The sequence below is a fragment of the Enterobacter kobei genome (assembly GCF_001729765.1).
Taxonomy (GTDB): domain Bacteria; phylum Pseudomonadota; class Gammaproteobacteria; order Enterobacterales; family Enterobacteriaceae; genus Enterobacter; species Enterobacter kobei.
In genome coordinates, this window is record NZ_CP017181.1 from 331,931 (window position 1) to 357,464 (window position 25,534).

The window sequence follows — 25,534 nt, forward strand, 5'->3', positions numbered from 1 at the left end:
TTATCTCCTCAGAAGAGTAGCTGCATCACCCACATTGAGAGCAGAGCGTTAATGACGCAAACCGTAATAATGTGCGGGTAATATTTCGGATTCACGCCTGCGGTACCCAGGCAGCGGCCAGTATTTTGCACCGGATTGCCCATCAAATAGATGGCGGGCAGCAGGATGGTGGCATCGTGACCGTTGAGTGAGCCGGCGGCGACCAGACTGGCGCAGACCCCCACGCCGCCGCCCATACTCATCACCGAGGCCAGAAGGACCGTTGCCGCCGCGCCCGGAAGCCCCCAGAGCGCCATGACGGGCTCGCAAACATTGCCCACGATATCCAGCAGGCCCGTCACCTTCAGTGCCTGAATAATGACAAATGCCATGACCACGTTTGGCAGCAGGCTGGTGGTCGCGATGGTAAAGCCGCGACGGGCACCATCAATAAACATGTCCATGATATTTTTACGCGGCTGGGCGATCATTATTTTCCTCCTGAATACGATGATCTTCCATACGGGCGATCCACAGTCGCAGGAAGTTAGCGCCAACAAATTTGAATACCAGAATGACGGCCAGCGGCGCGATCACCGGGACGGTAATAAACGTGAAAAGCGCGGCGCCGGAAGAAAAATAGTTGGTAATAATGGCGCTTCCGCTGGTCTGGAAGGTAGCGAAAATGGCGCGTTCATGGTCGGTAATTGCTCCGTCGTCGGTCAGCTCTTTGGTCATACCTGCCGCCGCATCGGTGTTTTGCAGGTTGGCGATAAGGGCCAGAGAGCAGATCCCCGGCACGCCAAGCAGCGGACGCAAAATAGGCGTCATCAGCTGTTGTGCGGCACGCAGTCCGCCCAGGCCTTCGGTGACGGCAATGATCCCGAGCGATAAAATGACCGAGGGCGCCAGTTCAAGGGCAAATAAAAAACCGTCTTTCGCCCCCGTTCCGCCCGTGCCGCGAAACGTCAGGGCGCCGTTGACCGGTCCAAAGCTACCGTTTAAGACGGTAAAGTCCAGCACGCGCCACCATTCAGTACTTTTGGCGAAAAAACCGGAGAAAAATACGATGGTGAGTACAAACGCCAGATAGCCTACCCATGTCACTTTTTCCTCTCCTGAGGATGATGCACTCATGAAACCCCCTTTTTCATTGCGTACAAAAGTTGTACGTCGCACCACTACATACGATCGAGGGCTAAAACACGATATCCCAAAGGCTATTATCAGAATTCATTTAAGATGTCGGAGGAGTGCCTGGCGGAATCTGGCTCGCAGAAATGCTCGGCATTTTTCTTTTGGTCATCTTTTAGGTATAAGATTTAGACACGGACAACTACTGTCCAGCTTATTGAAAACGAGGAATAACATGCGCGTAAAAGTCTGTGCAGGGATTGTAGGGGCAGCATTGCTGCTGGCGGGTTGTAGCTCCAGCAATGAGCTGTCGGCGGCGGGCCAGGGTGTTCGCTTTGTGGAAGATAAGCCGGGTAGCGAATGCCAGCTGTTAGGCACGGCCACGGGCGAGCAAAGCAACTGGATGTCGGGACAGCATGGTGAAGAGGGCGGCTCTATGCGCGGTGCGGCGAATGCCCTGCGTAACCAGGCTGCGGCGATGGGCGGCAATGTGATTTACGGCGTGAGTAGCCCAACGCAGGGAATGCTCTCCAGCTTCGTGCCAACCGCCAGCCAGATGAGCGGCCAGGTCTACAAGTGCCCGAACTGAGTTAACGCGGTGATGGCGCTGCGCCCGGACCCTGTAGGGCAGGTAAGCGTAGCGCCACCTGCCTTTTAGTGCTGCCGCAGCTGCAAATCCAGCGGCGTCTTACTTGGCTCTCCGCCAATTTCGCGCGCCAGCTTGGGTACCATATAACCTGAAACCAGCGTTAACAGCTCGCGCATAATCTGTCGGGCTTCTTCATCGGTCACCATGAAGTGCGCCGCACCCTGCACGCGGTCCAGCACATGCAGGTAATAGGGCAAGACACCCGCATCAAACAGGGCGTTGCTGAGGTCGGCCAGCACGCGGGCGCTATCATTTACCCCACGCAGCAGCACGCTCTGGTTTAGTAGCGTGACCCCCACTTTACGCAGGCGCGCCATCGCCGCGCGAAATGCATCGTCAATTTCATTCGCGTGGTTAATATGGTTCACCAGCAGCACCTGCAAGCGGGATTGCGCCAGGCGCGACACCAGTCCGTCAGTAATGCGTGCCGGAATGACAATCGGTAAACGGCTGTGAATACGCAGACGTTTGATGTGCGGGATGGCCTCAAGCTGGGTTAATAGCCAGTCCAGCTCATGATCTTTTGCCATCAGCGGGTCACCGCCGGAAAAAATAATCTCATCCAGCTCTGAATGGGCAGCGATATAGTCCAGCGCGACCTGCCAGTTGCGCTTATTTCCCTGGTTTTCGGCGTAAGGGAAGTGCCGACGGAAGCAATAACGGCAATTTACCGCGCAGCCGCCTTTGACCAGCAGCAGGGCGCGGTTGAGATACTTATGCAGTAAACCCGGTACCACACTGTTCTGCTCTTCCAGGGGATCGGTGCTGTACCCCGGTGCAGTAATGAACTCATCCTGCAAGGTAATGGTTTGTTTTAAAAGCGGATCGTCAGGATTGCCTTTCTCCATGCGCGCAACAAACGCGCGTGGAACGCGCAGGGCGAAAAGGCGCTTTGCCTCGCGGCCCGCAAGCAACTCTGGGTGCTGATCGAGGTCTAAAAGACGCAGCAATTCATCAGGACTGGTGATTACATCGGCAAGTTGCGATAACCAATCTTCTCTGGACGGGGTGTTTAGGGTTACAATATGCGCCATTTTGTGGCTTAGCTACCAGTTAACAAATTTAGAGGGCCTTATGGCAACGTACTATAGCAACGATTTTCGTGCTGGTCTTAAAATCATGATGGACGGCGAACCGTACGCGGTTGAAGCCAGCGAATTCGTTAAACCGGGTAAAGGCCAGGCATTCGCACGCGTTAAGCTGCGCCGCCTGCTGACCGGTACCCGCGTTGAGAAAACTTTCAAGTCTACCGACTCCGCTGAAGGCGCAGATGTTGTGGATATGAACCTGACTTACCTGTACAACGACGGTGAGTTCTGGCACTTCATGAACAACGAAACCTTCGAGCAGCTGTCTGCTGACGCAAAAGCAATTGGCGATAGCGAAAAATGGCTGCTGGATCAGGCTGAGTGCATCGTGACCCTGTGGAACGGTCAGCCTATCGCTGTTACTCCACCAAACTTTGTTGAGCTGGAAATCGTTGAAACCGATCCAGGTCTGAAAGGTGACACTGCCGGTACTGGCGGTAAACCAGCGACGCTGTCTACCGGTGCTGTGGTTAAAGTGCCACTGTTCGTACAGACTGGCGAAGTGATCAAAGTGGATACCCGCTCCGGCGAATACGTATCACGCGTGAAGTAATAGTCAGGGCGCAGCGCCCGCTGCGCCTGATTTTTGCAGGCAGGGATGATGAAACGTACCGTTAAAATTCTGCTTCTGTTAGCGCTCTCCAGTGCATTGCTTTCCGGCTGTAACACCACGCGCGGCATGGGGGAAGATATCCAGGATCTTGGGCATATCATTTCTCACGCGGCCAGCTAAGCTCGTCTAATTTTCCGAAAAATGCTTCCTTGTCCGTCAATCGGCGGGATCTTGTCTATTCTTAAGTTGCTATACACAAAACAACTTTGGCTATAAAAGGAAGATATTATGGTTAAGAAGACAATTGCAGCGATCTTTTCAGTCCTGGTACTTTCTTCAGTATTAACTGCCTGTAATACCACGCGTGGCGTTGGTCAGGATATTTCTGAAGGTGGTAGTGCAATCTCTGGTGCGGCAACAAAAGCACAGCAGTAATTAATTAACGGTACGGAACCAGAAGGGTTTCGTACCGTCAGTTTTCTGTACCCTGCGGAGATAAAAACGGGGAAAAGCGCGTGTCCATATGCAGCTTCATGCGGATATTTCGCTTGTAGGTATATACCGTTTTCCCATTGATACTCAGGTGAGCGGCAATTTTTTGATTGCTTGCGCCGTCCATCCACATTGTCAGCACTTTCTCCTCCTGGCGGGTCAGCAACGGCGTGGCCACTGTTGGTCTGTGCGTGTCTGAGCCCGAAATTAACGCGTCATTAATAACCGTGGCGAGTTCCTCAAGACGGGCATTTTTCATGAGTGAAGACCAGACCGGGAAGTTCTCCAGCCAGGCCGTCATGTCTCTGTCCTCTCCCGATTGCAACATAATAAAGGGGAGTTTTTCGCTGGCATTCAGTAAGGAAGAGAATTGCTGAAAATGGGGAGTATCCTGCCTGAAACCATGCAGGTCAGCGATAACCAGTGAGGGTTTCCATTGCAGAATATGCTCTCTGGCGAGGAAAAGATTGTTCAGCCCGGTCACAACGTAATGTCCCGGGAATAAACCGGAATGATTGAGCCATGCTTCAAACCCCGCGCGGGTAAAGTGACAACGGTCAATCAAAAGTATTTTGAACATATTTTATTCGCAGTCGGCTAGTGGTTTGGCTTCCTGCCATCAGAAAGCACATCATCATAGAGAAGTCCGATGAGTAATAAATGCCTGAACTGCGCGCCTTACTGCGGCTATTTCTGGCCTTAAGGGGGTCAGCAGAAAATGATTGAAAAAAAATCGCACGTTAACCAAAATATGAGGCGTTATCTGCCTTGCGGGACGACCCGTAAGCGCTTTCTTCATCGGGGACGGCCCCAACTTATTTAAGTTAAGGAGCCTGAGATGTCCTGGATTATTCTTTTTATTGCCGGCCTGCTCGAAGTGGTATGGGCGATTGGTCTTAAGTACACCCACGGTTTTACCCGCCTGACGCCCAGCGTCATTACCGTTTCTGCGATGATTGTGAGTATTGTTCTGCTCTCATGGGCGATGCGTTCCCTGCCCGTGGGAACAGCCTATGCTGTCTGGACGGGGATTGGTGCCGTGGGGGCTGCAATTACCGGCATTCTGTTGCTGGGTGAGTCAGCGAGCCTGGCGCGTATCGTCAGCCTCGCCCTGATTGTGGCCGGTATCATTGGACTGAAGCTCAGCACCCATTAGTGGGGCTGTTTAACCCAGATGAGTTTCGACACATCAAACCCTTGCCGGGTCGCGACATCCAGCATCTGCTGTTTCATCTCCGACGAAATGGTTGGCGTGCGGGAAAGAATCCACAGATAGTTGCGATCCGGCCCGCAGACCAGTGCGTGACGGTACTCTCTGTCGAGCGCTATCACGTTATAGCCGCCATAGAAGGGGCCAATGAAAGAGACTTTGAGCGCGGCCCGTCGCGGGTCGCCGGTGAAGTATGCTTTCCCGACAGACTGCTGCCACATCTGCCGATCGGGGTTATAGCCCCGGTTGATAACCTGAATACCCCCATCCTCCATCGTGCTGTAATGTGCAGTCACCTTCTCTAAACCCTGTTCAAACCGATGGTCGAGGCGGGCGATTTCATACCATGTTCCGAGAAAGCGTTGTGCGTCAAAAGGCGTGACGACAGTGACACCAGGAGGTGGGGTAGGGGAACTGCAGGCAACCACTAAAAACGCGGCTGTCACCGCGGCGATAACAGGCAGAATGCGCATAGGAGTTTCCTTACTGTTTTTTGTTAAGTGTAGATGACAGCAGGGAAAATGCGGGAATTTTGCAGGCCGGGTGGGCGTTAGCACCACCCGGCAAGGTTTTACTGCAGAGCGCTCAGAATACGGTATGCCGCTTCCACGCGCGCCGGGTTCGGGTAGCTCTTGTTCGCCAGCATAACAATGCCGAGTTCCTTTTCAGGAATAAATGCGACATAGCTGCCGAATCCACCCGTCGAGCCTGTTTTATGTACCCATGATGCTTTTACTGGCGGAGCTGGAGGGTTCACTTCTGCCACCAGTAACGGTGCAAGAGCCACCTTGTTATCGCTGCCCTCCACGACGGTTTTGGCTTCTACCGGCCAGTTGAGCATCTCCCAGCCCAGACCCTGATACATGGCACCCACGCGCCAGTAGCGAGACTGTGCCAGGGCAATACCCTGTTTCAACGTTGAATCCGAAAGGGCGTCAGGGTTCATGTTGGCCTTCAGCCAGCTCGCCATATCCTGGATGTTGGTTTTGACACCATACGCTTCGGCATCCAGCATTCCCGGTGAAACGTGGATTGCTTTACCATCACGGTATCCCCAGGCGTAATGCGCCTCTTCTTCTTTCGGAACGTTAATCCATGTATGGTCCAGTTTGAGTGGCTTGAAGACCCGCTTCGTCATGGCCTGTTCAAAGTTCATACCGGAGGGTTTAACCGCGAGGGCGCCAAAAAGCCCGATGCTGGCGTTCGCATAAAGACGCGTTGTGCCTGGTTTCCACTGCGGTTGCCAGTGTTGATAGAAACGCAGCAGGGAGGTGTTATCCGTGACCTCATCCGGCACCTGTAGCGGCAGGCCACCCGCGGTGTAGGTCGCCAGATCCAACATGCGAATACCCTGCCACTGCTTGCCTGTTAGCTCGGGCCAGTACTTTGTCACGGGGTCGCCCAGCGATATTTCTCCGCGCGCAATCGCATCGCCACCTAATACGCCGGTGAAGGTTTTACTTATAGAGCCCAGCTCAAACAGGGTTTGCGGGGTGACAGGTTTGTTCGCCGTAACATCGGCCTTTCCGAAGGTAAAGTAGTGCGGCTGACCCTGATAAATCACCGCCACCGCCATGCCCGGAATGGCTTGCGCTTTCATCAGGGGGGTAACGGTACGTTCCACCACGTCAGACAGCTGTTTCTCTGACATCGGCGCGGCGAGAACAGAGCAGGAGGTGCTGAGCAGCAGGGCACAGCAAAGGGATTTTGTCTTCATCAGTTATCTTCCGTAATAGCGGTTCAAGGGAGTGTCCGGGCCCGTCAGACCTCAGTAGTCTGTTGGATTTGACTGTGGCTGACAAACGGTTAAATTTAGCATTAGCTGTTAATTTTTCTAACGGATGTAATGATGACCCGCAGCTATCTCCCGCTTAATTCGCTTCGCGCTTTCGAAGCTGCCGCCAGACACCTCAGTTTTACGCATGCTGCGATAGAGCTGAACGTGACCCACTCTGCTATCAGCCAGCACGTTAAAGCGCTGGAGCAGCATCTGAATTGTCAGCTGTTTGTCCGCGTTTCGCGCGGGCTGATGCTGACCACGGAAGGTGAAAACTTGCTGCCGGTGTTGAATGATTCATTCGATCGGATCGCCGGAATGCTGGATCGCTTTGCCTGTCATCGCGCCCAGGAGAAGCTAAAAGTGGGTGTGGTCGGCACCTTTGCTACCGGTGTTTTATTCTCGCAGCTCGCGGACTTTCGTCGCTGCTATCCGCATATCGATCTTCATCTTTCGACCCATAACAACCGCGTCGATCCCGCGGCGGAAGGGCTGGATTATACGATTCGCTACGGTGGCGGGGCGTGGCACGGCACTGAAGCGCAGTTCCTGTGTTCTGCACCGCTGTCCCCGCTTTGCTCACCCGATATTGCTCTCGGGCTCCAGTCTCCGGCCGACATTCTGAAGTTTACCCTGCTGCGCTCCTACCGACGCGACGAATGGTCGGCGTGGATGCAGGCGGCAGGTGAACATCCCCCGTCACCCACGCATCGGGTGATGGTCTTTGATTCGTCCGTGACCATGCTGGAAGCCGCGCAGGCAGGTGTGGGCATCGCCATAGCACCTGTGGATATGTTTACCCATCTGCTCAATAGCGAGCGTATCGTGCAGCCGTTTGCCACCCGGATTGACCTGGGGAGTTACTGGCTCACGCGATTACAGTCGAGGGCTGAAACCCCCGCAATGCATGAGTTTGCTCAATGGCTGGTGGGAAAAATGCAGAAATAAAAGGCCCGCCGGAGGGCGGGCCAGATGTATCAGATAGTGACCACGGCAATCAGCGTCACCACGGTCAGGATGGTCGCCAGACCATAGAATACCCATTTACCGCTTGGTACATGGATTTTCAGGTCATGCATCGCATGGTGAATACGGTGCAGGCCACACCACAGCGGCAGGACGATCATCAGGAAGATGAATACCCGACCAATAAAGCTGCTCGCAAACGCCAGCACGCGTTCGTAGCTCAGCGCATCGCCTGGGAATAACCCCAGCGGCAGCATAATCCCGACCAGCAGAATGATCACCGGCGCGATGATGGCGCTCCACATGCCGCCTGCGCCAAACAGGCCCCAGAAGACCGGCTCGTCTGAACGTTTTGGATTTGGATTAATCACAGTCGTCTCCTTACCAGAACAGTGCGACAAACAGAATGACCACAGTGACCAGGATCGTCACTCCCCATAGCCCTTTAATCACCGGCTCTGGCCCCATTTTCTCGCCTTTTACGATGATGTTTGCCGCTTTTGGCGCCAGTTCAAACCAGGTTTTGGTATGAAGCAGCGCTGCCGCGAGCACGATCAGGTTCAGAATTACGATGATGGGGTTTTGCAGGAAACCGACAAAGTTCGCCCAGGTTTCCGGCCCGTGCTTGAGGGCAAAAACGCCATACATCAGCTCAAGGCTGAACCAGACCGCCGGTACCGCCGTGCCTTCACGCAGCATGTAGAAGCGATAAAACGGCAGGTTATTCCACCAGGTGGACGGCACTGGCCGTACATAGGCTTTGCGTTTAGTCGTCATCATGCACTCCTTAGCGTGGTTTCAGGGTAGCGATAAGAAAGTCTTTCGAGCTTTCCACTTTACCCTGCTGAATTGCGGCGGCCGGGTCGACATGCTTCGGACAAACTTCGGAGCAATAACCCACAAAGGTACAGGTCCAGACGCCGTTCTGGCTGTTAAGCTGCGCCATGCGTTCTTTTTTACCGTGGTCGCGGCTGTCTTCGTTATAGCGGTGCGCCAGGGTAATGGCGGCCGGGCCGATGAACTCAGGGTTCAGGCCAAACTGGGGACAAGCGGCATAGCACAGGCCGCAGTTGATGCAGCCGGAGAACTGATGGTATTTCGCCATCTGCGCTGGTGTCTGGGTATTGGGTCCCTGATCCGGGGTACGCGGGTTGCCAATGATGTACGGCTTAATCGCTTCCAGACTTTCGATAAAGTGCGTCATATCGACCACCAGATCGCGCTCGATTGGGAAATTACCCAATGCTTCAACCTTGATGCCTTTGGTGTAATCGCGCAGGAAGGTTTTGCATGCCAGCTTCGGCACTTTGTTGACCATCATGCCGCAGGAGCCGCAGATTGCCATGCGGCAGGACCAGCGGTAGCTCAGGTCCGGTGCCAGGTTATCTTTGATATAGCCGAGCGCATCCAGCAGGGAGGTTTGCTCGTCATAAGGCACTTCATAGAAAGCGCTGTGGGGGGCGGTATCCACTTCCGGATTGTAGCGCACCACTTCAACTTTCAGTTTTTGCATCTCAGCCATTCGCCTTCTCCTTCTTCTCGGCGGCTTCTGCTTCTGCGCCGTACACGCGTTTAGCCGGCGGCAGCGTGGTGATTTTCACGTCGCTGTAGTCCAGGCGCGTTGTGCCATCCGCATCGCGCCAGGCGAGAGTGTGTTTCAGGAAATTGACGTCGTCACGTTCGGTGCAGCCTTCGTCCAGACGCTGGTGCGCCCCACGCGACTCTTTACGCGCCAGCGCAGAGTGCGCCATACATTCCGCGACGTTCAGGCCGTGGCCCAGCTCAATGGTATAGAGCAGGTCGGTATTGAAGACGCTGGAGGTGTCGGTGATGCGCACGCGCTTGAAGCGCTCCTGCAGCTCCGCCAGCTTGTCGACGGTTTTCTGCATCAGCTCAGGGGTACGGTAGATACCGCAGCCTTCTTCCATCGACAGACCCATTTCATCGCGGATCTTCGACCAGTTCTCGTTACCTTCCTGGTTCACCAGGTCTTTCAGGCGTTTTTCAACGTCTGCGACCTGCGCATCCAGCGCGGCACCGTTAGCTTCGCCTGCGGTTGCGGCACGCTCCATTGCGCGTTCGCCCGCCATGCGGCCAAAGACCACCAGCTCTGCCAGCGAGTTAGATCCCAGACGGTTGGCGCCGTGCAGACCCACAGAGGAACATTCGCCCACCGCAAACAGGCCCTGAATACGGGTTTCGCACTGCTGATCGGTTTCGATACCGCCCATGGTGTAGTGTGCAGTTGGGCGAACCGGAATCGGCTCTTTCACCGGGTCGACGCCCACATAGGCTTTCGCCAGCTCACAGATAAACGGCAGACGTTCCAGCAGTTTCTTCTCGCCCAGGTGACGCAGGTCAAGGTAAACCACGTCGCCGCGCGGCGTTGAGATGGTGTTGCCTTTGCGCCACTCGTGCCAGAAGGCCTGAGAAACTTTGTCGCGCGGGCCGAGTTCCATGTATTTGTTCTTCGGCTCGCCAAGCGGCGTTTCCGGACCCATACCGTAATCCTGCAGATAGCGGTAGCCGTTTTTGTTGACCAGAATACCGCCTTCACCGCGGCAGCCTTCCGTCATCAAAATGCCGGACCCTGGCAGACCGGTTGGGTGATACTGCACAAACTCCATATCACGCAGCGGCACGCCGTGGCTGAGCGCCATGCCCATGCCGTCACCGGTAACGATGCCGCCGTTGGTGTTATAGCGGTACACGCGTCCCGCGCCGCCCGTTGCCATCACCACCGCGTTAGCGCGGATCTGAACGAGCGTGCCTTCCATCATGTTCATTGCCACCAGGCCGCGCGCATGCCCGTCATCAACCAGGATATCGAGGACGAAATGTTCATCAAAGCGCTGAATTTGTGGGAACTGAAGGGAGGTCTGGAACAGGGTATGCAACATGTGGAAGCCGGTCTTATCGGCGGCGAACCAGGTGCGTTCAATCTTCATTCCGCCGAAGCGGCGGACGTTGACGCTGCCGTCCGGACGGCGGCTCCACGGACATCCCCACTGCTCAAGCTGGGTCATCTCCGTTGGACAATGATGGACAAAGTAGTCAACGACATCCTGTTCGCAAAGCCAGTCGCCCCCTGCAACCGTGTCGTGGAAATGGTATTCAAAGCTGTCATGATCCTGCGCAACGGCGGCGGACCCTCCTTCTGCGGCAACAGTGTGGCTGCGCATCGGATAGACTTTTGAAATCAGTGCGATTTTAGCGTTTGGATTAGCCTGCGCTGCAGCAATCGCAGCACGTAATCCAGCCCCGCCAGCGCCAATTACGGCAAGATCGGCTTGAAAAGTTTGCACGACATTCCTCCAGATTTTTGTTATTTCGCAACGCGACAAACTAAAGGTAGTTCACCCGTCCAAAGGGACGATTGCGAAAGCGTTTCCACTGCTCCTTTATGGGTAAAAGAGTATAACCGTGTAGATGTCAGGGAAATTTGACGTGTTCGATTTTTTTGCTGTTCTGTGCGGTGATTTATCATGGTGATTGATGAATTACGTCACGAAATAATCAACCTAAATGAAATGCGCTTTTTTACTGCGCAAAATTTGTCTCTGTCCCTGCTAACGAGTAGACTTCGTGCCCTTGTCTGAAATCGGAGAAAAACTCATGAGCGAAACGGCCACCTGGCAGCCGAGCGCATCCATCCCAAATCTGTTAAAACGCGCTGCAATTATGACGGAGATCCGCCGTTTCTTTGCCGACCGCGGTGTCCTGGAGGTGGAAACCCCGTGCATGAGTCAGGCAACGGTGACGGATATTCATCTGGTCCCGTTTGAAACCCGTTTTGTTGGTCCTGGCCACTCTCAGGGCATGAATCTGTATCTGATGACCAGCCCGGAATACCACATGAAACGCCTGCTGGCGGCGGGGTGTGGTCCGGTGTATCAGCTGTGCCGCAGTTTCCGAAATGAAGAAATGGGTCGTCACCATAACCCGGAATTCACCATGCTGGAGTGGTACCGCCCGCATTATGATATGTACCGCCTGATGAATGAGGTGGACGATCTGCTGCAGCAGGTACTGGAGTGTTCAGAAGCAGAAACGCTCTCTTATCAGCAGGCTTTCCAGCGCCATCTGGAAATCGATCCGCTGTCGGCGGACAAGGCCCAGCTGCGCGAAGTGGCGGCAAAACTGGATCTGAGCAACGTGGCGGATACCGAAGAGGATCGCGACACGTTGCTGCAACTGCTGTTCACTTTTGGCGTTGAACCGCTGATTGGCAAAGATCGCCCGACCTTCGTTTACCATTTCCCGGCAAGCCAGGCGTCACTGGCGCAGATCAGCACCGAAGATCACCGCGTGGCGGAGCGTTTTGAGGTCTATTACAAAGGCATTGAGCTGGCGAACGGTTTCCACGAACTGACCGACGCGCGTGAACAGCAGCAGCGTTTTGAGCAGGATAACCGCAAGCGCGGCGCGCGTGGTCTGCCGCAGCAGCCAATTGATAACAACCTGCTGGAAGCGTTAAAAGCCGGTCTGCCGGACTGCTCAGGCGTAGCGCTGGGTGTTGACCGTCTGGTAATGCTGGCCCTTGGCGCAGAGCAACTGGGCGATGTGATTGCCTTTACGGTCGATCGCGCGTAAAGAATTGCCGGGTGGCGCTATCGCTTACCCGGCCTACGCTTCTGGTGGCAATTATCCTTTCCATTTCGTCATGGCAACATTAAAAACTGCCATTTTCTGTGTACACGGGTCTTTTTCTTAAATTGCCTCGTATAGCCACAATATTTGTCTGGTCATCTGCTACCATCCGCGCAGTTTAATTCCTCTTCGGATGGTTATATGTCCCACTCACTCAAAAAAATGACCCTTACCGGGCTCATACTGATGATTTTTACGTCAGTTTTTGGCTTTGCTAACAGCCCGTCGGCTTTCTATCTGATGGGCTATAGCGCGACGCCGTTTTATATCGTTTCTGCTCTGTTCTTCTTTATCCCGTTTGCGCTGATGATGGCGGAGATGGGCTCGGCTTACCGAAAAGAAGAGGGCGGTATCTATTCGTGGATGAACAACAGTATCGGCCCGCGTTACGCGTTTATCGGGATGTTTATGTGGTTTTCATCCTACGTCGTGTGGATGGTCAGCACGGCGGCCAAAGTCTGGGTGCCGTTCTCCACGTTTCTTTTTGGTACGGATAAAACGCAGGTCTGGTCTCTGGCAGGGCTGAGCTCCACGCAGGTCGTCGGTATTCTGGCGGTCTTCTGGATGGTGATGGTCACGCTGGTGGCGTCGAAAGGTATCAACAAAATTGCCCGTATCACCGCGGTTGGTGGTATTTCAGTGATGTGTCTGAACCTGGTGCTGCTGCTGGTGAGTATCGCTATTCTGTGCCTGAACGGCGGGCATTTTGCGCAGGAGGTCAATTTTGTTTCATCCCCTAATCCGGGTTATCAGTCCGGGCTGGCTATGCTCTCCTTTGTGGTGTTTGCCATCTTCGCTTACGGTGGTATTGAAGCGGTAGGCGGGCTGGTCGACAAGACCGAGAACCCGGAAAAGAACTTCGCCAAAGGGATTATTTTTGCCGCTATCGTGATTTCCATCGGCTATTCACTGGCCATTTTCCTCTGGGGCGTCAGCACCAACTGGCAACAGGTGTTGAGCAATAACACCACTAACCTCGGTAACATTACCTATGTGCTAATGAAAAGCCTGGGGATGACCCTGGGGCAGGCGATGAACCTGAGCCCCGAGGCGGCATCGGTAATGGGAGTCTGGTTTGCGCGTATCACCGGCCTGTCGATGTTCCTCGCCTATACCGGCGCATTCTTCACGCTAATCTACTCGCCGCTGAAAGCGATCATTCAGGGTACGCCTAAAGCGCTGTGGCCAGCACGCATGACGCAGTTGAACACCGCAGGAATGCCAGCTAACGCTATGTGGATGCAGTGTCTGCTGGTCTGCATGTTCATCCTGCTGGTGTCTTTTGGTGGCGATACGGCGTCTGCGTTTTACAACAAGCTGACCCTGATGGCGAACGTGTCGATGACGCTGCCCTACCTGTTCCTGACCCTGGCGTTCCCGTTCTTCAAAGCGAAGCAGGATCTTGAGCGTCCGTTTGTGATCTTCAAAACCCGCGCGGCAACGCTGCTGGCGACCACGGTAGTGGTGCTGGTCGTGGCGTTTGCCAACATCTTTACCGTTATACAGCCCGTGGTTGAGGCGAATGACTGGAACAGCGCGTTGTGGATGGTTGGTGGACCGATCTTCTTCTCGCTGCTGGCGATGGGGATTTACGAGAATTACCGTCGACGCTCGCAGGCGTTCGTCACGGAAGTGGCATAGCGCTAAAATACCCCTCCCGAAAGGGAGGGGAGACAGTTACAAACTTCCTGCCGGGCGGGTTCTTGCCGCCGAGGTTAGGGTTTTACCCATCTTTCGTCCGTCCATACTTTCCAGACGCATCTGGAACGGTGGGAACGGCATATCAATTCCGTGCTCGCGGAAGCCCGCCAGAATCAGCTGGTGGATCTCGTGGCGAAGCGGCATTCGGTGCCCCATTTCGGCGGCGTAGATACGCAGCTCGAAAATCTGGATCCCCTGTTGTAAATCGACTAGGAACACTTCCGGTGCAGGGTTATCGAGCACCAGCGTGCAGCGTTCGGCAGCGGTATAGAGGATCTGCGTGACTTCTTCACTGTTAGCATCCGACGGTGCCGGCACTGTCAACACCACACGCGTGACGGAGTCTGACAACGACCAGTTGATAAACTGCTCGGTGATAAACGCCTTGTTAGGCACGATGATCTCTTTACGGTCCCAGTCACTGATTGTGGTGGCGCGAGTGTTGATCTTCGTTACGCTACCGGTGAGATCGCGAATCGTCACCGTATCGCCTATACGAATCGGTTTTTCAAACAGGATGATCAGGCCGGACACAAAGTTGGCGAAAATCTCCTGCATGCCAAAACCCAGGCCAAACGTCAGCGCGGCGACCAGCCACTGCAGTTTAGACCACTCGATACCAATCATTGAGAAACCGACCATCCCACCAAAAAGCAATATCAGGTATTTGGTGATGGTGGTAATCGCATATCCCGTGCCGGGGGTTAAATCCAGATGCTGCAAGAGCGCCAGCTCGAGCAGTGCCGGGAAGTTACGCACCAGTTGGGTGGTGATGATCAGCACCAGAATGGCAATCAGCACCGCGCCCAGGGTAATTGGCTCCAGGCTTTCCACGCCCTGCACCGTGGACGTCACATCCCACAGAGAGATATTCTCCAGGAAGCCAAATGCGGAATGAATTTCCGACCACAGGAAGATTACCGACAGGAGGGCTACCAGCATCAGGATGGAACGCACCAGCCGCAGGGACTGGGTACTGATGGCATCCAGATCCAGTTCGACCTCGTCCGCGTCTATCGTGCCTTCAGTGCTATTAACATGGTTTGACTCTTCCTCACCTCGCGCACGTTGAGCGAGGATCTCCGCCCGGCGATGCTTGGCGCGGTCGAAGGCCAGACGACGGCGCTGGATCAGCATTCCGCGGCGTATAACGTGATACACCACCAGAAGCAGGAACCAGATCGCCACCGAGGTTTCCAGCCGCGCCAGTAGCGCCTTCGAGGTAGCCAGATATCCCACTGCTGCGGCCAGCATTGCAATCAGAGGGGCACTGAGCAGCAGGTTCCAGAGCAGTCGGTTAAACATGTTGTCGCCGCTACCGGATTTATCCAGATAGAGCGGTATCCCTGCACGTTTCAGGCTGAGCGTGACAATGGCTAGCGCACCGCATATCAGCATAAAGCAGAGGCGGCCCAGCGAGCCTGAGAACTCGCGGTCATCGAGATTATCAAACATGATCAGCGCCATAATCAGCGGCACAATCAGCCCGATGCTCATCAGGTAGTAGCGCATGGCGCGCGCAACGCGGTTACGTGGCCAGCCAAAGTGGGCAATGAAAAGGCCATTTGGCCGCGCGAGGGTGGCGCAGATCATCACGACCCACAGCAGCGGTACCGTGGCGGTCACGCCATCGCCAATGGCAACGGCGAGTGGATAGGGCCAGGCTTCCCGTAGCCCGTACCCGAGCGTCATCCACAGCACCGGCAGCGGAGAGGCGACAAGTATCGACCAAAACACGGTGCGCAGCGTCAGCCAGAAATGGTCCTGAGTGACTTTCCCCACCCGTGCGCTGGAACGCTCCAGGAAACGGGTAAAATGCCTGCGTGAGTAAATGCTGAATCCCACCAGAATCAACGCGCCCAGCAGCGGGAAGATGGTCTCTTTGCTGGTCAGCATCATCACGCTGGCCTGTCCCAGTTGGCTGACGGTGTCCAGCGAAATCAGACGGCGCAAATCCTGCACGATCTCGATCGGCCATGAGAAGGTCATTGGACGCACGTCGGATGTCCAGAAAAGATAACGGTGCGTTGCCTCGTTGACCTCTTTCAGCGCATCTTCCAGCTGGCTGTTGGAAACCTTGAGCTTAGTCAGCTCCAGAATCAGCGTATCGCCGCCCTGCAGCAGGGAGTTCAGCAGTTCACGCTGGGTACGCAGCTGAGCTTCCAGAATCCGGTTTTGCTCGCTGGTCAGGGGCTGGCCATCCGCCTGACGGATTTGGCGAATTTGCGGCTGCTTATTGAGGAGATCCTCAAAATGCAGTCGCTGAACGCGTAGCTGGGCCATCTCGGTATCCAGCTGCTGCGGCTTCGGCATTTCCGGCAGACGCGCAACCTGGGCACGCAGCGCCTCGCCCAGCAGGTTTGATGACCCAAGCCACTGGGACTGTTCGCGCAGGGTGTTGAGCGCCTGACGCACCTGCAGGGTTTGATTGGTCGCCTGACGTTGCTGTGAGGCAACCAGATCCATACGCTGCGCCTGCTGATTCAGTGCGGCAGAAAGCTCACGGTTGACCTTAAACTGATCGACGATGTCCGCTGGCAGGTTGGCACTGTTTTCCGCCAGCAGTTCGGTGCTTTCGAGAGCACGTTCGGCCTCGCGCTGGCGCTGGCTATTAAGCTGATTACGCAGGGCCTGAAGATACGCATCCAGCTGCTCGCTCTGCTTTTGTGCGAGTTCCGAGCGCATCCGCGACAACTCCTGGCGGTTATTGGCGGACAGCTGCGCCAGTTCCAGTTCATCTACCAGGGCTTTCAGACGCGCCGATTCCGCCTGCAGGCCAAGATTTTGTGCCTGCGCCTGCGGCGTGTTGCCAGTTTGCGTACCCACGCGGCGCTCAACTTCATTAAGCTGGCGACGGGCGTCGGTTTGCTGCTGCGGGAGCTGGCTGAGGGAGTCGGCAATTTCACGTGCACGCTCTTGCTCCTGCTGAGCCAGACGGCTCTTCTCCAGAAGCTGGCTGCTGACCTGCAGGATTTCCTGATTCAGGGCGTCCGTGGTCATGTTGGCTGGCACATCGCGCGGCTCATCACGCAGATTCGCCAGCTGCGCGCGCAATGTTTGCGAGAGTTTGGGGAAGTTGTCGATAACTTGCTGATATTGCTGAGCGCGCTCAAGAGAGCCTTTCCGCTCTTCAAGCGCGTTCAGTGCGGACTGAAGCGACTCGACGGTCTCTGGCTGAGCGGGTTTGGCCGCTTTTGCCTGCTCCAGTTCCTGACTTATCTGTTTGGCGTCGGGGGCTGTCGCTGCGTACGCCCCCATGCTGAGGCACCAGGCCATCAGTAGAACGATAATCGGGCGCACGTCAGCGATCCTTCTGTTGTTAGCCTTCGTCTTTTTTGTCGTCAACCAGCGGGCTGGCGTCATGCTCGGCGTTGATCTCTTCTTGTGACAGCGGAGCAGGTTCTGCATCGGGTGTCACAAAAGTTTCGGTGGAGACTGCCAGCGGCTGGCCAAGTTTGGTCACCGACAGGCTTTCAAGCTGTTCAGCTAGCTTCACTTTGCCCGGCGCAAACAGGTTGATAACGGTAGAGCCCAGCTTGAAGCGCCCCATCTCCTGACCTTTCAGCAGGGCGACAGAGCCTTCCGCTTCACCAGCAGGCCACGTCCAGCGTTTGATGATACCTTCACGCGGAGGCGTGATGGTGCCAGCCCAGACGGTTTCAATACTGCCGACAATGGTCGCGCCCACCAGAATTTGCGCCATCGGGCCAAATTCAGTATCGAACAGGCAGATGACGCGTTCGTTACGGGCAAACAGGTTCGGTACGTTCTGCGCGGTCAGGTGGTTCACGGAGAAGAGATCGCCCGGAACGTAGATCATCTCACGCAGGATACCGTTACACGGCATGTGTACGCGGTGATAGTCGCGCGGCGACAGGTAGGTGGTCGCAAACGTACCGTTACGGAACAGGTCCGCCATCAGGTAGTTACCCGCCAGCAGCGCTTCCAGGCTGTAGTTATGGCCTTTCGCCTGCAGGATTTTGTCGTCTTCGATATTACCCAGCTGGCTGATCACGCCGTCAGCGGGCATCACCAGTACGTTAGGGTCGGTGTTCAGCGGACGCACTTCATCGCGTAGCGGGCGTACAAAAAACTCGTTGAAGGTACGGTAGCTGGCGGTGTCTGGCTTCTGTGCCTCTTTCATGTCGACCTTGTAATACTTCACAAAAAGGTCGATGACCAGTTTGGTCAGCCAGCCCGCGCGTTTGCTTGCGCCCCAGCCCGCCAGGCGAGTGAGCCACAGTTTTGGCAGAATGTATTGAAGCGAAAGTTTAAATGCGTTTAACAAGGTAGCCTCCAGGCCATTGTTTTGTCGTTCCTGATCCGGCGGTAAGCCGCCGGAACCTGAAAAAAGGGGACGATTTTAGCGATGCTTAGCTTAGTTGTCAGTTGTCAGAATCAGAAAAGTTTTTACGCGTTTTTACCTGATCCATGCTCTCAAGAATGCGGTGGTAATTCTCGAAGCGGGTCTCCGCAATCTCACCTTTTTCGACCGCTTCACGGATAGCGCAACCTGGGTCGTTATCGTGTTTACAGTCGCGGTACTTGCAAGCGCCTAAATAATCATGGAATTCGACAAATCCGTTGAAGATTTGTTCCGGTTCAAGATGCCACAAACCGAACTCGCGCACGCCCGGGGAGTCGATGACATCGCCCCCGTGCGGGAAGTGATACAGGCGTGATGCGGTGGTGGTGTGCTGGCCAAGACCCGAGACATCAGACACATCATTGGTAAGGATCGCCTGCTGGAGGCCAAGCAAATTGTTCAGCAGACTCGATTTGCCCACGCCGGACTGGCCCGCAAAGATGCTGATGCGATCGGTGAGCGCCTCTTCCAGCGGTTTCAGACCATCTTTGGTATGGCTGGAGACCATCAGGACGCGATAGCCAATATTGCGATAGATATCCATCTGCTCATTGACGAAGGCCATCCCGTCGTCGTCCAGCAGATCGATTTTGTTTAATACAATGATCGGCTCAACCTGCAGCGTTTCGCAGGCGACAAGGTAACGGTCGATAATATTGAGCGAAAGCTCAGGTAAAATAGCCGAAACAATCACGATCTGGTTAATGTTGGCGGCAATCGGCTTCACGCCATCGTAGAAATCCGGGCGGGTGAGCACCGACGTGCGTTCATGCACGGCTTCAACGATACCTTTAACCGTGACCCCTTCAGCCGCCTCTTTACCCGGACGCCAGACCACGCGATCGCCGGTAACCAGTGAACGGATGGTGCGACGGATATTGCAGCGGTGAATATCCCCGTCGGCGGATTCCACATCGGCATGCATACCGAAACGGCTGATGACGACGCCTTCTGTCGCTTCACCAAACAGGTTATCGTCATAATCCGGCTTCTCCGAAGTGGTTTTAAGACGGCGCTGGTGGTTGGCGTTTACGCGGCGCTGCTGCCCTTTGGAGAGTTTATTTTTACTCAATCGCGCTGGCTCCTGGTCGCCCGTAAGGGGCAAAACCTCTATGATACACTCTAATTAATACTAGTTAACCTGCTACTGCCGGTTATGCGAGAAGGGTGGAAAATAACATGAGCGCGGATGAAAACAACCTGATTTGGATCGATCTCGAAATGACCGGGCTGGATCCCGAGCGCGATCGCATTATTGAGATTGCAACTCTGGTGACGGACGCCAACCTGAATATTCTGGCCGAAGGGCCGACGATTGCCGTGCATCAGTCCGACGATCAGCTGGCTTTGATGGATGAATGGAACGTGCGCACCCACACCGGCAGCGGCCTGGTGGATCGCGTGAAGGCCAGCACGTTGGGCGATCGCGAGGCAGAACTGGCGACGCTTGAGTTCCTGAAACAATGGGTTCCGGCAGGTAAATCGCCTATCTGTGGGAATAGCATTGGCCAGGATCGCCGCTTCCTGTTTAAGTACATGCCGGAGCTGGAGTCTTACTTCCACTACCGCTATCTGGATGTCAGTACCCTGAAAGAGCTGGCGCGCCGCTGGAAACCTGAAATCCTTGATGGCTTTAAAAAGCAGGGGACGCACCAGGCGATGGACGATATTCGTGAGTCTGTGGCAGAGCTTGCGTACTACCGCGAAAACTTTATTATGCTGTGATTTTGAGAACCGGCGCCTTGCGTGGCCGGGTTTTTGTCGTTAAATTGTTCAGCTTGCCGATTTAATAAGCATTTGAACTGAATTTCGAAAAAATCGCTTTAAGGGGGGTTGCAGCTAAAAGGATTTCTCGTATAATGCGCCTCCCGTAACGACAGAGAATTACACGTTACGACAGCAACAAAAGCAGTACAGATTTGCGGGAATAGCTCAGTTGGTAGAGCACGACCTTGCCAAGGTCGGGGTCGCGAGTTCGAGTCTCGTTTCCCGCTCCAAAATTTGAAAAGTGCTTTCACAGCACAGACTGCCCAAGCGGGAATAGCTCAGTTGGTAGAGCACGACCTTGCCAAGGTCGGGGTCGCGAGTTCGAGTCTCGTTTCCCGCTCCAAAATTTGAAAGTGCTTTCAGAGCACGGACCACCCAAGCGGGAATAGCTCAGTTGGTAGAGCACGACCTTGCCAAGGTCGGGGTCGCGAGTTCGAGTCTCGTTTCCCGCTCCAAATTCTTCTTCATATCTAAATTATCCACAGCGAAAAGAGTCGTTGGGGACGTTTTCTATTTCTTCTGAAATACTCTTGTGAACAGAGTTATCCACAGATTTCGTCTTTAATCCTGACTGTGCAGAAAGTTAGCAGGGTGAATAATATCCTTTCAAGTGATTGTATAAATTGAAGAAAATTTGATTTCAAAATGTTATTGAGATCACTTGACCTCTTCTCAAGCCCAGATGGCGCTTGAGTTTTTATTTTTATACACAGGCTGTGAATAGTTCACGCATCCCGCGTAAGTCCTTTTTCGATGACCCTGACCAGCCGCTGTTTTTTCGGAAGCTGCACCTCAACCACACAGGCATTACGCTTCTCAATCTGCTGCGCAATCGCCCATTCTATGTGTTCATCAAGAAGTGGGTGCTCACCTCTACGGCTTTCAAGAGCCTGAATGTTCGCTTCATCCCACGGGGCATTACCCAGCGCGACGGCGACATTACGCAGCCAGCGCAGATGACCGATACGACGAATGGCCGAGCCTTCCGTCACTTTCAGGAACCAGGCTTCGCTCCAGGCGAACAGTTCGATGAGTTGTGGCGCATGCAGCGCCTTACGCGGGCTGAAATCCTCTTCATCCGTAAGCTGCGAATAACGGTTCCACGGGCAGATCAGCTGGCAGTCATCGCAGCCGTAGATGCGGTTGCCGATAAGTGGTCGAAACTCCTCCGGAATGGCCCCTTCCAGTTCGATAGTGAGATAGGAGATGCAGCGACGGGCATCAACGGTATAAGGCTCAACGATAGCCCCCGTCGGGCAGATGGTCATGCAGGCCACGCAGCGGCCACAGCCTTCCTCCACCGGGCCGTCTATCGGTAACGGTAAATCAATCAGCAATTCGCCAAGGAAGAAGAACGATCCGGCGTCACGGCTAAGGATAAGTGAGTGCTTACCTGTCCAGCCAAGCCCGGCTTTTTCAGCGATCGGGCGCTCAAGAATAGGCGCGGAATCAACAAAGGGTCTAAAATTCAGCGAAACACAGTGCTGCTGAATAGTTTCCCCGAGTTTTTTTAAACGGTTACGCAGAAGCTTATGGTAATCACGCCCCAGGGCGTACCGGCTAACGTAACCCAGAGAGGGATTTTTTAGCGTGCGCGCAAAAGCTGCGTTGGCAGGCAGATAGTTCATGCGTACGCTGATGACGCGCAAGGTACCTGGTAAAAGCTCGTGTGGGCGGGCACGCATCATGCCGTGACGCGCCATCCACTCCATTTCGCCGTGGTATTGTTTGTCCAGCCAGGCCTGCAGTTTTGGCTCGCTGGCGGAGAGGTCGGTGTCGGTAATACCCACCTTCTGGAAGCCAAGCTCAGCACCCCACTGTTTTATTTTTTGCGCTAACTCATTGAGATCGAGGGGCTGTGACATGACGGACCATACAGTGAAGAAAAACCCCGCAAGTATACCACATTCCATCTGGCATGCGGATGACCTCCGGCGCGCCGAAAAAGAGGCTGCAGACAGCCTCGGGATCACCCTTTATGAACTGATGCAGCGTGCGGGAGAAGCAGCATTTACCGTTGCCCGCAGCGCCTGGCCGCAATCCACCCACTGGCTGATTTTGTGCGGACACGGCAATAACGGCGGGGACGGCTACGTCATTGCCCGTCTTGCGGTAGCTGCCGGTATTCGCGTTACGCTGCTGGCGCTGGAAAGTGATAAGCCCCTGCCAGAAGAGGCCAGCGCAGCGCGGGAGGCATGGCTGAATGCCGGCGGTGTGATTCATGCGCCTGATATCGTCTGGCCGGAGGATGTCGATCTGATTATTGATGGTCTGCTGGGTACCGGGCTGCGCAGTGCTCCCCGCGAGAATATTGCCGCGCTGATTGAACACGCCAACAGACATTGCGCCCCGGTAGTGGCGCTGGATATCCCTTCAGGCCTGAACGCGCAAACCGGCGCGACGCCTGGCGCCGTCATCCAGGCTGCGCACACCGTGACCTTCATTGCTTTGAAGCCGGGTCTGTTAACCGGTAAAGCACGGGATGTGGTCGGCGTATTACACCATAACGCGCTCGGGCTGGAGGGCTGGCTAGCCGGGCAGGAAATGCGCATCGCCCGTTTTGATGCATCGCTGCTGACTGAGTGGTTTCCGCCGCGCCGTCCGACATCCCATAAGGGCGACCACGGCAGGCTGGTGATTATTGGTGGCGATCGCGGTACGGCAGGGGCGATTCGCATGACCGGCGAGGCAGCATTACGCAGCGGTGCTGGTTTAGTGCGAATTCTCACTCGTATTGAGAACATTGCACCGCTAATCACAGCCCGACCGGAGCTGATGGTGCATGAGCTTACGCCCCAGACGCTTGAGGAAAGCCTCGAATGGGCGGATGTCGTGGTCATTGGCCCAGGGCTTGGGCAACAGGAATGGGGTAAACAGGCCCTGCAAAAAGTCGAGAATTTTCGTAAACCGATGCTGTGGGATGCCGACGCGCTTAACCTTCTGGCAATAAACCCGGATAAGCGTCACAATCGCATCCTGACGCCACACCCCGGCGAAGCCGCGCGCCTGCTTAACTGCAGCGTCGCAGAAATTGAAAGCGATCGCTTACTTTCTGCTCAGCGTCTGGTAAAACGTTACGGAGGTGTTGCCGTTTTGAAAGGGGCAGGAACCGTCGTTGCCAGTGACGAGGCGCTGGGCATTATTGATGCCGGAAATGCGGGCATGGCGAGCGGCGGTATGGGCGACGTGCTTTCCGGTATCATCGGCGCATTGCTTGGACAGAAACTTCCCCTTTATGATGCAGCCTGTGCGGGCTGCGTGGCCCACGGTGTCGCGGCAGATAAACTGGCGGCGCGATATGGAACACGCGGTATGCTGGCCACCGATCTTTTTTGCACGCTACGGCGTGTTGTTAACCCGGATGTGATTGACGTAGAAAATGACTAATCGAGCGATTCCTTTACCTGATGAACAAGCCACTTTAGATCTCGGCAAGCGCGTGGCGCAGGCCTGTCAGGGGGCAACCGTCATTTATCTGTATGGTGATTTAGGGGCGGGTAAAACCACTTTCAGCCGGGGTTTTTTGCAGGCGTTAGGGCATAACGGGAATGTGAAAAGCCCAACCTACACGCTCGTCGAGCCGTACACCCTCGACAATCTCATGGTGTACCACTTTGATTTATATCGCCTTGCGGATCCTGAGGAGCTGGAATTTATGGGGATCCGTGATTATTTTGCCAATGATGCCATCTGCCTGGTGGAGTGGCCGCAACAAGGTGCGGGTGTGTTACCTGACCCGGATGTCGAAATTCACATAGATTACCAGGCACAAGGGCGTGAGGCTCGCATCAGTGCGGTTTCCTCATCAGGGTGTTCCTTACTGGCGCGTCTCGCCGGTTAAGCGTAGGGATGACGGGATGAAAAATCGCGTTAAAGGTTGGCTGTTAGCTGCTTCGGTGCTGCTGTGCGCGCAGGCCGGGGCGGCAAGCCTTTCGGATATTCAGGTGTCGAACGGCGAAAGCCAGGCCCGGATCACGTTTAGCTTTATGGGTGACCCTGAATACGCTTTTTCACAACCAGACAGCCACAGCGTGGCGCTGGATATCAAACAGACCGGGGTGATTCAGGGGCTCCCGCTTCGGTTCAGCGGTAACAACCTGGTGAAAAGTATCCGCTCGGGTAACCCGCAGGACAGCCAGTCATTGCGCCTGGTGGTGGATCTCACCGAAAAGGGCAAAACGAAAGCGGTTAAGCAGCAAAACGGCGCGAACTATACGGTAGTTTTTACCATCAATGCCGACGTTCCGCCGCCGCCTCCGCCGCCACCGGTTGTCGCGAAACGCGTGGAGGAGCCTGTGTATACTCCGCGTCCATCGGAACCCGCGCGTAATCCGTTTAAATCGCAGAACGATCGCATTACCGCAGCAACCAGCAGCAATACGGTAACGCGTCCGGCGGCCAGTGCGCGCCGCGCGATCAGCGGTGATAAAGTGATTATCGCCATTGATGCCGGACACGGTGGTCAGGATCCTGGTGCGATTGGCCCGGGAGGCACGCGGGAGAAAAACGTCACAATTGCCATTGCCCGCAAGCTGCGCGCGCTGCTGAATGACGATCCTATGTTTAAAGGCGTGTTGACCCGCGACGGCGACTATTTTATTTCCGTTATGGGTCGCTCGGACGTGGCGCGTAAGCAAAATGCCAATTTCCTGGTCTCTATTCATGCGGATGCTGCGCCAAACCGCAGTGCCACGGGTGCGTCTGTGTGGGTGCTGTCAAACCGCCGGGCAAACAGCGAGATGGCAAACTGGCTGGAAGAGCATGAGAAACAGTCAGAACTGCTGGGCGGTGCGGGTGATGTGCTGGCAAACAGTCAGTCAGACCCGTACCTCAGCCAGGCGGTACTGGATTTACAGTTCGGTCATTCCCAGCGCGTCGGGTATGATGTCGCCACTAACGTGTTGAATCAGCTGCAGGGCATCGGGGCATTGCACAAGCGCCGCCCGGAACATGCGAGCCTGGGCGTGCTGCGTTCGCCGGATATTCCGTCAATTCTGGTGGAGACCGGCTTTATCAGCAACAACGCCGAAGAGCGCCTGCTGGGAAGCGACAGCTATCAGCAGCAAATTGCCAAAGCGATTTATAACGGTCTGCGTAAATACTTTGACGCGCACCCGCTGCAGTCCGCGCCGTCGGGCGGAGCAGGCCAGGTGGCCAACGCTTCACTGCCGGGTGGGATGACCGCGACCAACTAAGGAGACA

At 55.1% G+C, this 25,534-nt stretch carries 26 protein-coding genes and 3 tRNA genes; 15 read left to right on the plus strand and 14 right to left on the minus strand.

From position 1 onward, the window contains the following. Positions 1-8: 8 nt before the first annotated feature. Positions 9-470 (minus strand): YjiG family protein, encoded by a 462-nt coding sequence (locus BFV64_RS01580; RefSeq protein WP_014882203.1) that lies wholly within the window; start codon positions 468-470, stop codon positions 9-11. Beyond that, positions 451-1,116 (minus strand): nucleoside recognition domain-containing protein, encoded by a 666-nt coding sequence (locus tag BFV64_RS01585; RefSeq protein ID WP_045134435.1) that lies wholly within the window; start codon positions 1,114-1,116, stop codon positions 451-453. The genes BFV64_RS01580 and BFV64_RS01585 overlap by 20 nt, the downstream gene beginning before the upstream one ends. 232 nt (positions 1,117-1,348) lie before the next feature. Between BFV64_RS01585 and BFV64_RS01590 the strand changes: the two genes are divergently transcribed. After that, complete coding sequence (locus tag BFV64_RS01590; RefSeq protein WP_014882205.1) at positions 1,349-1,702, plus strand: DUF4156 domain-containing protein; 354 nt, start codon at positions 1,349-1,351, stop codon at positions 1,700-1,702. Between the two features lie 65 nt (positions 1,703-1,767). Here the strand turns inward: BFV64_RS01590 and epmB are convergent, their stop codons facing one another. After that, the gene (gene epmB, locus BFV64_RS01595; RefSeq protein WP_023338937.1) at positions 1,768-2,796 is read right to left on the minus strand and encodes an EF-P beta-lysylation protein EpmB; all 1,029 of its coding nucleotides are present in this window, start codon (positions 2,794-2,796) and stop codon (positions 1,768-1,770) included. A gap of 40 nt (positions 2,797-2,836) precedes the next feature. Here epmB and efp point away from each other — a divergent pair, with 40 nt between their 5' ends. The 3 genes from efp (at position 2,837) to ecnB (ending at position 3,838) form a co-directional block, all read left to right on the plus strand. Continuing rightward, positions 2,837-3,403: an elongation factor P gene (gene efp / locus BFV64_RS01600; protein WP_014882207.1), complete on the plus strand. Its 567-nt coding sequence runs from the start codon at positions 2,837-2,839 to the stop codon at positions 3,401-3,403. Positions 3,404-3,451: 48 nt separating this feature from the next. Next, entirely contained in the window at positions 3,452-3,583 is a 132-nt protein-coding gene (locus BFV64_RS01605; RefSeq protein WP_013095266.1) for an entericidin A/B family lipoprotein, read from the plus strand. Between the two features lie 108 nt (positions 3,584-3,691). Continuing rightward, positions 3,692-3,838 carry a lipoprotein toxin entericidin B gene (ecnB, locus tag BFV64_RS01610; RefSeq protein WP_003025482.1) on the plus strand — a complete coding sequence of 49 codons (147 nt, stop codon included), beginning with the start codon at positions 3,692-3,694 and terminating at the stop codon, positions 3,836-3,838. 37 nt (positions 3,839-3,875) lie between these two features. Here ecnB and BFV64_RS01615 read toward each other — a convergent pair whose 3' ends face one another. Further along, positions 3,876-4,475, minus strand: coding sequence for a response regulator transcription factor (locus tag BFV64_RS01615; RefSeq protein WP_045134434.1), 600 nt, complete (start codon positions 4,473-4,475; stop codon positions 3,876-3,878). Positions 4,476-4,733: 258 nt separating this feature from the next. On the opposite strand from BFV64_RS01615, the gene sugE reads away from it, so the two are divergent. Then, entirely contained in the window at positions 4,734-5,051 is a 318-nt protein-coding gene (gene sugE, locus BFV64_RS01620) for a quaternary ammonium compound efflux SMR transporter SugE (protein ID WP_045269679.1), read from the plus strand. Here the strand turns inward: sugE and BFV64_RS01625 are convergent. Beyond that, positions 5,048-5,578, minus strand: a complete 531-nt coding sequence (locus BFV64_RS01625; RefSeq protein ID WP_014882210.1) for a lipocalin family protein — start codon at positions 5,576-5,578, stop codon at positions 5,048-5,050. The two genes, sugE and BFV64_RS01625, sit on opposite strands and share 4 nt — an antisense overlap. A gap of 98 nt (positions 5,579-5,676) precedes the next feature. Further along, a complete protein-coding gene (locus BFV64_RS01630; protein ID WP_045282250.1) occupies positions 5,677-6,822 on the minus strand; it encodes a cephalosporin-hydrolyzing class C beta-lactamase ACT-143 in 1,146 nt (381 codons plus the stop codon). A 132-nt stretch (positions 6,823-6,954) separates the two neighbouring features. Between BFV64_RS01630 and ampR the strand changes: the two genes are divergently transcribed. Continuing rightward, the gene (ampR, locus tag BFV64_RS01635; protein ID WP_069601625.1) at positions 6,955-7,830 is read left to right on the plus strand and encodes a LysR family transcriptional regulator AmpR; all 876 of its coding nucleotides are present in this window, start codon (positions 6,955-6,957) and stop codon (positions 7,828-7,830) included. A 29-nt stretch (positions 7,831-7,859) separates the two neighbouring features. On the opposite strand, the gene frdD is transcribed toward ampR, so the two are convergent. Genes frdD through frdA form a run of 4 tightly spaced genes read right to left on the minus strand, consistent with a single transcriptional unit; the run spans position 7,860 to position 11,153 of the window. Then, the gene (gene frdD / locus BFV64_RS01640) at positions 7,860-8,219 is read right to left on the minus strand and encodes a fumarate reductase subunit FrdD (RefSeq protein WP_000609653.1); all 360 of its coding nucleotides are present in this window, start codon (positions 8,217-8,219) and stop codon (positions 7,860-7,862) included. A 10-nt stretch (positions 8,220-8,229) separates the two neighbouring features. Then, complete coding sequence (frdC, locus tag BFV64_RS01645) at positions 8,230-8,625, minus strand: fumarate reductase subunit FrdC (RefSeq protein WP_069601626.1); 396 nt, start codon at positions 8,623-8,625, stop codon at positions 8,230-8,232. A gap of 10 nt (positions 8,626-8,635) precedes the next feature. Continuing rightward, positions 8,636-9,370, minus strand: a complete 735-nt coding sequence (gene frdB / locus BFV64_RS01650) for a fumarate reductase iron-sulfur protein (RefSeq protein ID WP_014882214.1) — start codon at positions 9,368-9,370, stop codon at positions 8,636-8,638. Continuing rightward, positions 9,363-11,153 (minus strand): fumarate reductase (quinol) flavoprotein subunit, encoded by a 1,791-nt coding sequence (gene frdA / locus BFV64_RS01655; RefSeq protein ID WP_014882215.1) that lies wholly within the window; start codon positions 11,151-11,153, stop codon positions 9,363-9,365. Before frdA ends, frdB begins: the two co-directional genes overlap by 8 nt. Before the next feature lie 310 nt (positions 11,154-11,463). On the opposite strand from frdA, the gene epmA reads away from it, so the two are divergent. Further along, positions 11,464-12,441, plus strand: a complete 978-nt coding sequence (gene epmA / locus BFV64_RS01660) for an elongation factor P--(R)-beta-lysine ligase (RefSeq protein ID WP_014882216.1) — start codon at positions 11,464-11,466, stop codon at positions 12,439-12,441. 198 nt (positions 12,442-12,639) lie between these two features. After that, positions 12,640-14,139 (plus strand): glutamate/gamma-aminobutyrate family transporter YjeM, encoded by a 1,500-nt coding sequence (gene yjeM / locus BFV64_RS01665; RefSeq protein WP_069601627.1) that lies wholly within the window; start codon positions 12,640-12,642, stop codon positions 14,137-14,139. A gap of 36 nt (positions 14,140-14,175) precedes the next feature. Here yjeM and mscM read toward each other — a convergent pair whose 3' ends face one another. From mscM to rsgA, 3 genes are all read right to left on the minus strand, one after another. Then, a complete protein-coding gene (gene mscM / locus BFV64_RS01670; protein ID WP_045134428.1) occupies positions 14,176-17,499 on the minus strand; it encodes a miniconductance mechanosensitive channel MscM in 3,324 nt (1,107 codons plus the stop codon). Positions 17,500-17,518: 19 nt separating this feature from the next. Next, positions 17,519-18,487 carry an archaetidylserine decarboxylase gene (gene asd, locus BFV64_RS01675; RefSeq protein ID WP_023331845.1) on the minus strand — a complete coding sequence of 323 codons (969 nt, stop codon included), beginning with the start codon at positions 18,485-18,487 and terminating at the stop codon, positions 17,519-17,521. Positions 18,488-18,584: 97 nt separating this feature from the next. Further along, the gene (rsgA, locus tag BFV64_RS01680) at positions 18,585-19,637 is read right to left on the minus strand and encodes a small ribosomal subunit biogenesis GTPase RsgA (protein WP_014882220.1); all 1,053 of its coding nucleotides are present in this window, start codon (positions 19,635-19,637) and stop codon (positions 18,585-18,587) included. Between the two features lie 107 nt (positions 19,638-19,744). Between rsgA and orn the strand changes: the two genes are divergently transcribed. The 4 genes from orn to BFV64_RS01700 all read left to right on the plus strand — a co-directional run bounded on the left by orn (position 19,745) and on the right by BFV64_RS01700 (position 20,787). Further along, positions 19,745-20,290, plus strand: a complete 546-nt coding sequence (orn, locus tag BFV64_RS01685) for an oligoribonuclease (protein ID WP_045282247.1) — start codon at positions 19,745-19,747, stop codon at positions 20,288-20,290. Positions 20,291-20,486: 196 nt separating this feature from the next. Continuing rightward, positions 20,487-20,562: transfer RNA gene (locus BFV64_RS01690), tRNA-Gly, on the plus strand. Between the two features lie 37 nt (positions 20,563-20,599). Further along, positions 20,600-20,675, plus strand: a tRNA-Gly gene (locus tag BFV64_RS01695). A gap of 36 nt (positions 20,676-20,711) precedes the next feature. Further along, positions 20,712-20,787 (plus strand) — tRNA-Gly (locus BFV64_RS01700). A gap of 270 nt (positions 20,788-21,057) precedes the next feature. Here BFV64_RS01700 and queG read toward each other — a convergent pair. Continuing rightward, complete coding sequence (gene queG, locus BFV64_RS01705) at positions 21,058-22,197, minus strand: tRNA epoxyqueuosine(34) reductase QueG (RefSeq protein ID WP_014882222.1); 1,140 nt, start codon at positions 22,195-22,197, stop codon at positions 21,058-21,060. On the opposite strand from queG, the gene nnr reads away from it, so the two are divergent. The 3 genes from nnr to amiB are packed head-to-tail and all read left to right on the plus strand — an operon-like array spanning position 22,196 to position 25,527. Next, positions 22,196-23,719, plus strand: a complete 1,524-nt coding sequence (nnr, locus tag BFV64_RS01710) for a bifunctional ADP-dependent NAD(P)H-hydrate dehydratase/NAD(P)H-hydrate epimerase (RefSeq protein ID WP_045282334.1) — start codon at positions 22,196-22,198, stop codon at positions 23,717-23,719. The genes queG and nnr overlap by 2 nt on opposite strands. Next, positions 23,712-24,173 (plus strand): tRNA (adenosine(37)-N6)-threonylcarbamoyltransferase complex ATPase subunit type 1 TsaE, encoded by a 462-nt coding sequence (gene tsaE / locus BFV64_RS01715; protein WP_014882224.1) that lies wholly within the window; start codon positions 23,712-23,714, stop codon positions 24,171-24,173. The genes nnr and tsaE overlap by 8 nt, the downstream gene beginning before the upstream one ends. A 16-nt stretch (positions 24,174-24,189) precedes the next feature. Next, on the plus strand, positions 24,190-25,527 hold the full coding sequence (amiB, locus tag BFV64_RS01720) for an N-acetylmuramoyl-L-alanine amidase AmiB (protein ID WP_045282335.1): 1,338 nt from the start codon (positions 24,190-24,192) through the stop codon (positions 25,525-25,527). The last annotated feature ends 7 nt before the right edge of the window (positions 25,528-25,534 follow it).